This is a genomic window from Arthrobacter sp. E1SS-5, from assembly GCF_057073715.1.
This window is the reverse complement of sequence record NZ_CP172703.1, coordinates 744,547-757,216: the sequence shown is the minus strand read 5'-3', so window position 1 is coordinate 757,216 and position 12,670 is coordinate 744,547. Positions and strand designations below refer to the sequence as shown.

The 12,670-nt window shown below is 64.0% G+C and carries 4 protein-coding genes and 1 rRNA gene; 1 reads left to right on the top strand and 4 read right to left on the bottom strand.

What is annotated here, in order from left to right:
- Window positions 1-291: 291 nt before the first annotated feature.
- The 4 genes from ACIGJD_RS03630 to ACIGJD_RS03615 form a co-directional block, all read right to left on the bottom strand.
- Window positions 292-1,814 (bottom strand): 16S ribosomal RNA (locus ACIGJD_RS03630).
- 479 nt (window positions 1,815-2,293) lie between these two features.
- Window positions 2,294-6,004 carry a 1,4-alpha-glucan branching enzyme gene (locus ACIGJD_RS03625; RefSeq protein ID WP_483688338.1) on the bottom strand — a complete coding sequence of 1,237 codons (3,711 nt, stop codon included), beginning with the start codon at window positions 6,002-6,004 and terminating at the stop codon, window positions 2,294-2,296.
- Between the two features lies 1 nt (window position 6,005).
- Complete coding sequence (treS, locus tag ACIGJD_RS03620; RefSeq protein WP_142131118.1) at window positions 6,006-7,799, bottom strand: maltose alpha-D-glucosyltransferase; 1,794 nt, start codon at window positions 7,797-7,799, stop codon at window positions 6,006-6,008.
- Window positions 7,796-9,838 (bottom strand): alpha-1,4-glucan--maltose-1-phosphate maltosyltransferase, encoded by a 2,043-nt coding sequence (locus ACIGJD_RS03615; RefSeq protein WP_483689420.1) that lies wholly within the window; start codon window positions 9,836-9,838, stop codon window positions 7,796-7,798. The genes treS and ACIGJD_RS03615 overlap by 4 nt, the downstream gene beginning before the upstream one ends.
- A gap of 191 nt (window positions 9,839-10,029) precedes the next feature.
- On the opposite strand from ACIGJD_RS03615, the gene glgP reads away from it, so the two are divergent.
- Entirely contained in the window at window positions 10,030-12,648 is a 2,619-nt protein-coding gene (gene glgP / locus ACIGJD_RS03610) for an alpha-glucan family phosphorylase (protein WP_483688337.1), read from the top strand.
- Window positions 12,649-12,670 lie beyond the last annotated feature (22 nt).

Sequence of the window (12,670 nt, the reverse complement as noted above, 5' to 3'; positions counted from 1 at the left end):
CAAACAAACCCACCCGGCAACCCCCACAAACGCAAGAGCCACCACATGGTCCTGTTGCCTCAGGACCCAACAGTGTGCCAAACACTAAACCATCCCCACCCGCACCCCACCGTTCCAGAACCACCAGGGTTCGTACTAGAGAAGAAGCGCAGGAAGAAACAGCCGCTATTTGTTGATATTCCACCCATGAGCACCCGCCACGAAACGAGCGTCCGTGCAACGGGCCTTTACTCCTGACAACCCCCACCACCAACATGCGTCCGTGATGAGAAAGTTGTAGGTGCTCCTTAGAAAGGAGGTGATCCAGCCGCACCTTCCGGTACGGCTACCTTGTTACGACTTAGTCCCAATCGCCAGTCCCACCTTCGACGGCTCCCTCCCACAAGGGGTTAGGCCACCGGCTTCGGGTGTTACCAACTTTCGTGACTTGACGGGCGGTGTGTACAAGGCCCGGGAACGTATTCACCGCAGCGTTGCTGATCTGCGATTACTAGCGACTCCGACTTCATGGGGTCGAGTTGCAGACCCCAATCCGAACTGAGACCGGCTTTTTGGGATTAGCTCCACCTCACAGTATCGCAACCCTTTGTACCGGCCATTGTAGCATGCGTGAAGCCCAAGACATAAGGGGCATGATGATTTGACGTCGTCCCCACCTTCCTCCGAGTTGACCCCGGCAGTCTCCTATGAGTCCCCACCATCACGTGCTGGCAACATAGAACGAGGGTTGCGCTCGTTGCGGGACTTAACCCAACATCTCACGACACGAGCTGACGACAACCATGCACCACCTGTAAACCAGCCCACAAGGGGAAAGACTGTTTCCAGCCCGGTCCGGTTCATGTCAAGCCTTGGTAAGGTTCTTCGCGTTGCATCGAATTAATCCGCATGCTCCGCCGCTTGTGCGGGCCCCCGTCAATTCCTTTGAGTTTTAGCCTTGCGGCCGTACTCCCCAGGCGGGGCACTTAATGCGTTAGCTACGGCGCGGAAAACGTGGAATGTCCCCCACACCTAGTGCCCAACGTTTACGGCATGGACTACCAGGGTATCTAATCCTGTTCGCTCCCCATGCTTTCGCTCCTCAGCGTCAGTTAATGCCCAGAGACCTGCCTTCGCCATCGGTGTTCCTCCTGATATCTGCGCATTTCACCGCTACACCAGGAATTCCAGTCTCCCCTACATCACTCTAGTCTGCCCGTACCCACCGCAGATCCGGAGTTGAGCCCCGGACTTTCACGGCAGACGCGACAAACCGCCTACGAGCTCTTTACGCCCAATAATTCCGGATAACGCTTGCGCCCTACGTATTACCGCGGCTGCTGGCACGTAGTTAGCCGGCGCTTCTTCTGCAGGTACCGTCACTCTCGCTTCTTCCCTACTGAAAGAGGTTTACAACCCGAAGGCCGTCATCCCTCACGCGGCGTCGCTGCATCAGGCTTGCGCCCATTGTGCAATATTCCCCACTGCTGCCTCCCGTAGGAGTCTGGGCCGTGTCTCAGTCCCAGTGTGGCCGGTCACCCTCTCAGGCCGGCTACCCGTCGTCGCCTTGGTAGGCCATTACCCCACCAACAAGCTGATAGGCCGCGAGTCCATCCAAAACCACAAAAGCTTTCCACCAACCACCATGCGATGGAAGGTCATATCCGGTATTAGACCCAGTTTCCCAGGCTTATCCCAGAGTCAAGGGCAGGTTACTCACGTGTTACTCACCCGTTCGCCACTAATCCAGGAGCAAGCTCCCTTCATCGTTCGACTTGCATGTGTTAAGCACGCCGCCAGCGTTCATCCTGAGCCAGGATCAAACTCTCCGTTGAAAACAAACAGACACAACCAAAACCACCGGAAATAACGGCAAAAATTGGCTGCACAAAATTTGAAACCAGCTAAAAACACCAAACCAGCACCACAGGGGCGGCACGATTCGGCAAATTCAACCAATTACATACATAATCGGTATCAACAAACTTGGCACACTATTGAGTTCTCAAACAACAGACACACCCGGCACCACCCAAACCCTCAGTTCAGGATCGCTCCGGAGCAACTTTTCAAACCTACCCGCTGACATCCTGCGTGTCAAACCGAAGTCCGCGACCATCCTCAGCATAAGCTTGAGGGGATCATGTTTTCCGTCTGACTCCGTGGAGCAGCGCGGAAATAAACTGTACCACCAGTCTTTCGGGATTGCCACTCCACTCTGAACGGGTGTCCCCAAAGCTGCCGAAAGGCCCGGAACCACGCGGATTCCGGGCCTTTCGCAACTCAGTTCCGGCTCGCTTGGAGCCGGGGTGGATCAGTCAGCCGGTGCTGCACCCGGCTTGAAGTAGGACGCCCCAAGCGGCGGCAAAGTGACGGTCAACGTGGCCGGCTGGCCATCCTGTCCGTGATCCGTCGCCTTCAGTTCGCCTTCGTTCAGGACGCCGGAGCCCCCGTACGTGGTGTGGTCCGTGTTCAGGACTTCCGTCCATGCACCGGCCGACGGGACGCCCAAGGTGTAGCCAACATGCGGGGCGCCGGAGAAGTTGATGGCGCAGACGATCGGGTTGCCGTCGGTGTCCCACCTGATGAAGGACAGCACGTTCCGGTCGGCGTCACCTCCATTGATCCACTGGAATCCGGCGGGAACGTTGTCCTGCGTGTACAGGGCCGGAGTGGACGCGTACAGCTCGTTCAGGTCCTTGGTCAGCAACTGCAGTCCCCTGTGCGCAGGGATATCCGCAAGCCACCAGTCCAGGCCGTGCTGCTCCGACCATTCGGCTTCCTGGCCAAACTCGGTACCCATGAAGATGAGCTGCTTGCCGGGATGCGCCCACTGGTAGGCAAAGAAGGCGCGGAGGTTGGCCAACTGCTGCCACCGGTCGCCCGGCATCTTGCGGAGCATGGAACCCTTGCCGTGGACAACCTCGTCGTGGCTGATCGGCAGCAGGAAGTTCTCCGTGAAGGCATACACCAGGGAGAACGTCACGGTGCCGTGGTGCCACCGGCGATTGTAGGGGTCCTCGGAGATGTACTTGAGCGAATCGTGCATCCAGCCCATGTTCCACTTCAGGCCGAAGCCAAGCCCGCCGTGGCTGGTGGGTGCGGTGACGCCCGGGAAGGCTGTGGATTCTTCCGCGATCATCACAGCACCGGGGTGGGTCTTGTACACGGTGGCGTTGACTTCCTGCAGGAAGGAGATGGCTTCCAGGTTCTCCCTGCCGCCGAAGCGGTTGGGCCGCCACTGGCCTTCCTGGCGCGAGTAGTCCAGGTAGAGCATGGAGGCCACCGCGTCTACGCGCAGGCCGTCAATGTGGAACTCCTCCAGCCAGTAAAGGGCGTTGGCTACCAGGAAGTTCCGGACCTCGGTGCGGCCGAAGTCGAAGATGAGGGTGCCCCAGTCAGGGTGTTCGCCGAGGGCAGGGTCGGAGTGCTCGTAGAGCGGCTCCCCGTCAAACTTGGCCAGCGCCCAGGAATCCTTGGGGAAGTGCGCCGGGACCCAGTCCAGCAGCACGCCGATGCCCGCCTGGTGGAGGGAATCCACCAGGTAGCGGAACTCGTCGGGGTGGCCAAACCTGGAGGTGGGGGCGTAGTAGGACGTGACCTGGTAGCCCCAGGAACCACCGAAGGGGTGCTCCGCCACGGGCATGAACTCCACGTGGGTGAACCCGAGCCACTTCACGTACTCCACCAGTTCTTTGGCGAGTTCGCGGTAGCCAAGGCCCAGCCGCCAGGATCCGAGGTGCACCTCGTAGACGCTCATGGCCGAGTTGTGGGGATCGCGCTTGCTGCGCGCTTCCATCCACTCGTCATCCTTGAACGCGTAGGACGGCTCCACCACCCGGGACGCAGTCAACGGGGGAACCTCGGTGCCAAAGGCGAGCGGGTCGGCCTTTTCCACCCAGTAGCCGCCCCGGGTCAGGATCTCGTACTTGTAGCAGGCCCCTGCCGCAACGCCGGGAATGAAGACTTCCCAGACACCGGAGGATCCCAGCGAGCGCATGGAGTTCTCGCGGCCATCCCACGCGTTGAAGTCGCCCTTGACGCGGACGGCCTGCGCATTGGGGGCCCACACAGCGAAGGAAACACCATTGACGTCCCCCAGCGAGGACTTGTAGTGCTGGACGTGGGCGCCGAGCACGGTCCACAGCTTCTCGTGCCGGCCTTCGCCGATGAGGTGCAGGTCCACTTCACCCACCGTGGGCAGGTAGCGGTACGGCTCATCAACCGTCACCGGTTCCTTGCCCGGGTAGGTGACCGAGAGCCGGTAATCCGGAACGTGTCCCTGCTCCACAGGTTCCAGGACAGCAACCCACACGCCGTGGGCCTCGTGCTGCATGGGGACCTCGCCGGCCTGGGTGACCACGGTGATTGCCTCGGCGAGGTGCTTCACGGTCCGGATGGTGACATGCCCGTAGTCGTCCAGGTGCGCGCCCAGGACGGAATGGGGGGCGTGGTGTTCACCGTTCGCGATCCTGCCCAGGGTGCCTTCATCCACGTGCAGGGGCACCCCCGGGCGGTCAGTTCGTGCTGAGCCTGTCATTTCGTTACCTTCCGATGCTGCACCGGCGGACCCGCCGGCACCATTGCTGCCCAGGAGCCGCCTGGAGGCGTTAACTGGAATCGCCACCCAGTCGGGCCTGTTCCGCATTTCATAAACAACTTCGTACAGCGCCTTGTCCAGCCACAATGCCACAAACAGCGGCGAGGTCCGGTCCACCGTGCCGGGAATGACCCCGGCATACCCTGCCAGGAAAGCGTCGGCGCAGTCGTCAACCCAGTTGTCAGGGACTTGCGCGCCTTCCTGTTCGCGCTGGGCTGCTCCGGCTGCGTAGTCGAAGGACCGGAGCATCCCAACGACGTCGCGCAGGGGGACGTCCGGGACGTTCCGTTCGGCGATGGGCCGCAGCGGCTCACCCTCGAAGTCCAGGATGGCCCACCGCGACTCGTCACCGGACTGGCCGGTCACCAGGAGGATCTGGCCCAGGTGCAGGTCCCCGTGGATGCGCTGCAGCGGCCCGGCCGGAGTTTTATCCAAGTCAGCCAGCAGGGCGTCCAGGGCATCGTCGTAAGGCCCGACGGCGGCACGGGCTTCAGCCCAGGCGGTGCGGACGCGCTGGGCAACAGCAGGTCCTGCCCCCTTGCAGGGTTCAGGCTTGGCTGATTGCCCCAGGGCCTCTGCCAGGCGCTTGTGCACCGTCGCCGTTGCCGCGCCAAGGGCCCGCGCTTCTGATGTGAAGCCCCTGCCCGAGCGCGCGGCGTCCACCGCCAGCCGCCAGGCGTCCCGGCCGCCGGCGAGGAACTCGTGGGCAACGGCAAGCTCGCCTTGGACATACTTCGTACCGGTGCCGCCGCCAGCGGTGTTGCCCTGGTTCCCCTGGGCGCCTTGTCCGAGCCACTCCCCCCTGACCCAACCAAGGGTGGCAGGGACTTCGGAGGTGCCGGCCTTGGTCAGGGCAGCACCCACCTCAATCTCGGGATTGGTGCCGTCCGAAAGCACCCGGAAGAATTTCACCATGGCGGCCGATTCGCCGTCGTCCACCATGACGGAACTGTTGGACTGCTCACCGGAGAGCACCTTCACCACGCCCTTGGCCGTGGGCAGCCGGTACGGACCGTCAACCCGGAACCCCGTGGCGGTGCCGCTGGCGGCTTTTTCCTCCTGCCGGATGAGCTCCAGCCACGCGCCCACGAAGTCGGGGTCGTGGACGGCGTCGTAGACCCACGGGTGGGTGGGATCCATTCCCGCGGCGTTGCCCACCAGGGCCCGCTCCATCCCGCCGGCCGGTGCCGGCCGGAAGCTCAAGGGAACCTGGACCACCGCGGTGCGCGCGCCGCCGTCGGGCCCCTCCGTGGTGATGTTGAGGAGGAACACTGCCAGCGCCGCATGGCCGCTGGGGTCCGTCAGCCCCAGGCTGCCCGCCTGGGAGAGGTCGAAATCGGGGGTCTTGACCGGAAACCACCGCTGCTGCGGCAGCCATTCCTTGAGCAGCGCGGTGAGGGCGGGAGTGAGGATTGGCTGATTCATCTCAGTTCTCTATCGACAGGATGGGCATGGCCTGGGTGTAGGGCGACGACGGGTTGGACCCCGCCGAGCGCAACCGGAGCCAGAAGAAATCGTGGCTTCCGATGGTCAAGGTGAGGGTGCCATCGTCGCCGATGCCAGGGAAGATCTGGCCGCCGAAGACATCGCGGAGCCCCCGTCCGGCATATTCGGGGATGCGCAGCGTGGCAGCCACCGGATGCTGGGAAAGGTTGAAGGCGCAAAGGATGGTCTCGGCGTCGGCACCGGCAGGGTTGCCGGCCGGCAGCTCCCGCAGGTACGCCAGGACGGCGTCGTGGTCTGCTTCCACGTGCTTGAATCCGCCCAGCCCAAAGGCGGGGTGGTTCTTGCGGACGCTGAGGATTTGCCGGGTCCAGCGCAGCAGGGACCCCGAATGCGCCGCCTCCGCTTCCACATTGGCCATGGCGTAGTTGTACACCAGGGACTGGATGGGCGGCAGGTAGAGCTTGCCGGGATCCGCGTGCGAGAAGCCGGCGTTCCGGTCCGGGTTCCACTGCATGGGCGTGCGGACGGCGTCGCGGTCCTCAAGCCAGATGTTGTCCCCCATGCCTATTTCGTCCCCGTAGTACAGGAACGGGCTGCCCGGAAGCGAGAGCAGGAGCGCGTTGATCAGCTCGATTTCGGCCCGCGAGTTGTCCAGCAAAGGGGCAAGCCGGCGCCGGATACCAATGTTGGCCCGCATCCGCGGGTCCGGCGCGTACCACCCGAGCATCGCCGCCCGCTCATCGGCGGTGACCATTTCCAGGGTCAGTTCATCGTGGTTGCGAAGGAATGTGCCCCACTGTGCGCCCTCGGGGATATCCGGGGTTTCGCGCATCGTTTCGATGATGGGGGCGGCTTTCTGGTCCCGCAGGGCGTAGTACAGGCGGGGCATGATGGGGAAGTGGAAGGCCATATGGCATTCGGGCTCTTCCACGGTGCCGAAATACTCCACCACCTCGTTGGGCGGCTGGTTTGCTTCGGCGATGATCACGCGGCCGGGATAGTTTTCATCCACCATGGTCCGGAGTTGGCGGAGGAACTCATGTGTTGCCGGCAGGTTCTCGCAGTTGGTGCCCTCTTCCTCGTAGAGGTAGGGGATGGCATCCGCCCGGAAACCGTCGATCCCCTGGTCCAGCCAGAACCGGACCACGTCGAAGACCGCGTCGATCACCGCCGGGTTTTCGAAGTTCAGGTCCGGCTGGTGGCTGAAGAACCGGTGCCAGAAGAACTGCCGCCGGATGGGATCGAACGTCCAGTTCGATTCCTCGGTGTCAACGAAGATGATGCGGGCATCCTGGTACTTCTCGTCGGTATCGCTCCAGACGTAGAAGTCGCCGAATGGGCCGTCCGGGTCCTTGCGGGATTCCTGGAACCAGGGGTGCTGGTCCGAGGTGTGGTTCAACGGGAGGTCGATGATGACCCGGACGCCCCGGGCGTGGGCTTCTGCCACCAGCCGCTTGAAATCGCTGATGGTGCCGAACTCGTCCAGGACGGAGTTGTAATCGGAAATGTCATAGCCGCCATCCCGCAGCGGCGACTGGAAGAACGGGGGAAGCCAGAGGCAGTCGACGCCCAGCCACTGCAGGTAGTCCAGCCGGTCGATGAGTCCGGAGAAGTCCCCGGACCCATCGCCGTTGGCATCCGCAAAGGCCCTCACAAGTACTTCGTAGAACACTGCCTTGCGGTACCACAGCGGGTCATGCTGAAGGCCGGGTGCGTTTAGCTCGAACGTGCTCTTTGGGGTGAAGTGGCCGGAACTTTGCGGATTGAAATTCACTGATGCATTCTCCTCACGCTCAGGATGTGGGCGGGCTCCACGTGCGGATCCAGGCGCACGTAGTTGTACTCGCCCCATTCCCAGCTTTGGCCGGAGATAAGGTCATCCACGTAGAAGCCGCCGCCCGGCGTGAGGTCCTGCGGGTCCAGTTCCAGTGCCGCCAGGTCCAGCGCCACGCTGCATTCCTTGGTGACGTGCGGATCTACGTTGACCACCACGATGATGGTGTCCTTGGACCCGTCGGGAAGCGTCTTGTGCTTGGAGAAGACCACGGTGGAGTCGTCCGTGCTTTGGTGAACCGTCAGGTTCTGCAGGTCCAGCAGCGCCGGGTGGTCCCGCCGGATGTGGTTGAGCCGGGTGATGTACGGGGCCAGCGAGCGCCCTGATTCCGCGGCCGCATCCCAGTCGCGGGCCTTGTATTCGAACTTTTCGTTGTCGATGTACTCCTCCGCGCCGGGCCGGGCCACGTGCTCGAACAGCTCGTAGCCGGCGTAGACGCCCCAGAGCGGGCTTCCGGTGGAGGCAAGCACCGCCCGGATCCGGAATGCCGCCGGTCCCCCGTACTGCAGGAATTCGGTGAGGATGTCCGGGGTGTTGACGAAGAAGTTCGGGCGGAAGAACGCCGGGGACTCATGGCTGACCTCGTCGAAGTATTCCTGGATTTCCTTCTTCGTGTTCCGCCAGGTGAAGTAGGTGTAGGACTGCTGGAAGCCTGCCCTGCCCAGTGCGTGCATCATGGCGGGCCGGGTGAAGGCTTCGGCGAGGAACACCACGCCGGGCTCGGCCTTATTCACTTCGGCAATAAGCCATTCCCAGAACCACACGGGTTTGGTATGCGGGTTATCCACCCGGAAAATCTTTACCCCGTGGCTGACCCAAAGGAGCACAATCCGCAGAATTTCCTGGGAAAGACCTTCCGGGTCATTATCGAAATTGAGCGGATATATGTCCTGGTACTTCTTTGGCGGGTTTTCCGCGTAGGCAATGCTGCCGTCCACCCGGGTGGTGAACCATTCCGGATGGGACTGCACCCACGGGTGGTCCGGTGCTGCCTGCAGCGCGAGGTCCAGGGCTACTTCCAGGCCCAGCTCGTTGGCCCGCGCCACGAAGGCATCGAAGTCCTCGAAGGTGCCAAGGTCGGGATGGATGGCGTCGTGGCCGCCCTCCTTGGCTCCAATGGCCCAGGGCGAGCCGGGATCGTTGGGGCCGGCCACAAGGGTGTTGTTGGGGCCTTTGCGGTGCTGCAGGCCGATGGGGTGGATGGGCGGCATGTACAGGACGTCGAAGCCCATGGCCGCCACGGCGTCGAGCCGCTTTGCCGCGGTCCGGAAGTTCCCCGAGGTCCACGCGCCGGTGTTGTGGTCCTTGACGGCGCCTTCGGACCGGGGGAAGAACTCGTACCAGGCGCCGCGGCCGGCACGGTCCCGCTCCACCAGCAGGGGGTATTTCCGGGATACGGTCACCAGTTCGCGGATAGGCTGGCGGGCCACGATGTCCGCGATCTCCGCGCTGAATCCCGCCCCGAGGCGTTCCTCGGTGCTGCGGGACTGGTCCGCGAGGACGTCCGCGGCACGCTGAAGGGCTGCCCGGTCCACGTCGTCCCGGAAGTCCTCTGCGGCGGCTTCACCAAGCAGCTTGGCACCCTCCGCAAGCATGAGTTCGACGTCGATGCCGGCGTCGATCTTCACCTCCGCGTTGTGGTGCCAGGTGCCGTAGCGGTCGTGCCAGGCTTCGATGACGAAGGACCAGTTTCCGGTTTCCGACGGCGTGAGGATGCCTTCCCAGCGGTCCGTGCCCATGCCGCGTTCCCCGCGGGGCGGCGCAAGCCGGACGCGCTGGCGCTCTGCACCGGACGGGTCCAGGAGCACTGCGCTGACGCCGAGCATGTCATGGCCTTCGCGGAAGGCGGTGGCGCCCACCACGATCGCTTCGCCGGGCAGGGCCTTGGCCGGGAACTTGCCGTCCTCGACGACAGGCTGCACGGCGGTGATGGGAAAACGTCCGAACCGCAGGCCCTCGGTGATTCGGCGCTGGGGCATTTTGGTGGATGCTGCACTGGTTCCTGAGTTAGTCGTCACAGGCTTGACGTTAGCGAGAAATGCGCAGGATTGCTAAGCCTGCTCACTAAATACGCCGTGCCGCGGCCCAATTTCTTCACGCCCCTGTCATTTACCCAAAAGAAACCGAAAGCTGGTTCCGGCCGCGCATGTTGTCGGTTAGTGTGACGCAGGTGAAGGCAATCCGCAGGTTTACGGTCCGTACAGTCCTCCCCGAGCCCATTCGGCCGCTGGCCAGGCTGGCCAGCAATTTGCGGTGGTCCTGGCACCGCCCCACCCGGGAACTCTTCGCCGGGCTGAACCCGCGCCTGTGGGAGGAAAGCGGGCAGGACCCCATAGGTTTCCTGGGGATGGTGAGCCGCGAGGAGTTCCAGCAGCTCGCCGCGGACCAGTCCGTGGTGGAGCGGGTGCGGGCCGCCGAAAAGGACCTTGACCGGTACCTTGAGGAGCCGCGCTGGTACCAGGGACTGGGGTCCGATGCTCCAGCCGCCATTGCCTACTTCTCCCCCGAGTTCGGCATCACCGAGGTCCTTCCACAGTATTCCGGCGGCCTGGGCATCCTTGCCGGTGACCACCTCAAGGCGGCCTCGGACCTGGGCGTCCCCCTGATCGGCGTGGGCCTGCTCTACCAGGCCGGATACTTCAAGCAGTCCCTCTCCCGCGACGCCTGGCAGCAGGAGACCTACCCGGTCCTGGACCCGGACGGGCTGCCGCTCACCCTGCTCCGCGAGCCGTCCCCGGACGGCAACGGCAAGGCACTGGAGATCTCCCTCCCCCTGCCCAACGGCCGGCGCCTCCTGGCACACATCTGGCGTGCCGACGTCGGACGCGTTCCCCTGCTCCTCCTGGACTCCAACGTTCCCGGCAATGACGATGCCGCCCGCAGCATCACCGACCGGCTGTACGGCGGCGGCGGCGACCACCGGCTGCAGCAGGAGCTGCTGCTCGGCATGGGCGGGGTCAAGGCCCTGCGCGCCTTCCAGAAACTGACCGGCTGCGCGGCCCCGGAAGTGTTCCACACCAACGAGGGCCACGCCGGCTTCCTGGGAATCGAACGCATCCAGGAACTGATGTCAGGCGAGCAGGCATTGACGTTCGACGAAGCCCTGGCCGCCGGACGTGCCTCAACAGTGTTCACCACCCACACGCCGGTCCCGGCCGGCATCGACCGGTTCGAAATCAACCAGATCAGCCACTTCTTCCAGGCCGGGCTGGCCCCCGCGGTGCCGGTGGACCGGATCCTGGAACTGGGCCGTGAAAACTACGCGGACGGAAACCCCTCCGTCTTCAATATGGCCGTCATGGGCCTGCGCCTGGCCCAGCGCGCCAACGGCGTGGCCAAGCTGCACGGCGAAGTGTCCCGCGGCATGTTCTCCGCGCTGTGGCCCGGCTTCGACCACTCGGAGGTGCCCATCACCTCCGTGACCAACGGCGTCCACGTGCCCACGTGGGTGGACAGCCGCATCTCCAAGCTGGCCCGCGACCAGTTTGGCAGCGAGGCGGAAGCGCTGGGCAAGTGGGACCTCGCCTACAACGTCAGCGACGCCGACGTTTGGGCCTTGCGCCGGGAACTGCGGGCGGCCCTGGTGGAAGACGTCCGGCGCAGGCTGCGTGCGGCATGGAAGAAGCGCGGCGCCGCCGACGCTGAGCTGGGCTGGACGGACAACGTCCTGGACCCGGACGTGCTCACCATCGGGTTTGCCCGCCGCGTGCCCACGTACAAGCGGCTCACCCTGATGCTGCGCGAACCGGCCCGGCTGAAGGCACTGCTCCTGCACAAGGAACACCCCATCCAGCTGGTCATCGCCGGCAAGTCCCACCCCGCCGATGACGCCGGCAAGAAGATGATCCAGGACCTGGTGCGTTTCTCGGACGATCCGGAAATCAGGCACCGGATCGCATTCCTGCCCAACTACGACATCGCCATGGCCAGGACCCTGTTTCCCGGCTGCGACGTCTGGCTGAACAACCCGCTGCGGCCTTTGGAAGCCTGCGGTACGTCCGGCATGAAGGCGGCACTGAACGGGTCCCTGAACCTGTCCGTTTTGGACGGCTGGTGGGATGAGATGTACGACGGCGAGAACGGCTGGGCCATCCCCACCGCCAACAACGACGCCTCGCCGGAAGAACGCGACGACATCGAGGCCGCGGCGCTGTACGAGCTGCTGGAAACGCAGGTGGCCCCCCGCTTCTACGGCGGCACGGTCTCCGAGGGCGCCGGCGCTGCCGGGCCGTCCACCACCAGGAGCGAAACGGTGCCCACCCACTGGGTGTCCATGATCAAGCACACCCTCTCCCACCTGGGCCCCGCCGTTTCCGCCGAGCGCATGCTCCGGGACTACGTGAACATCCTGTACCGCCCGGCGGCGGATGCGGGCCGCAGCGCCACTGCCAACTCCTACGCCCAGGCCCGGGCGCTGGCGTCCTGGTCGGCGAAGGTCCGCAGCGCGTGGCCGCAGGTGCATGTGGAGCATGTGGATTCCGTAGGCGTGTCCGAGGATCCGCAAATCGGCGACACGCTGCAGGTCAACGCCTACGTGGCCCTGAACGCCCTCACCCCGGACGATGTCTGCGTGGAGGTGGCGTACGGGCGGGCAGAGGAGAACGACACCCTGGCGGACATCACCATGATGGAGCTGCAGGTGAAGGAGGACCTGGGCAACGGACGCCACCTGTTCAGCGGTTCCCTGGTGATCGACCGCTCCGGGCCCTTCGGCTACACCGTCCGGGTCCTGCCGCGGCATGAAGCCCTGGCGTCCAAAGCCGAGCTGGGACTGATCGTCAACGCTTAGCCCCCGGGTCCGATGGGTACGG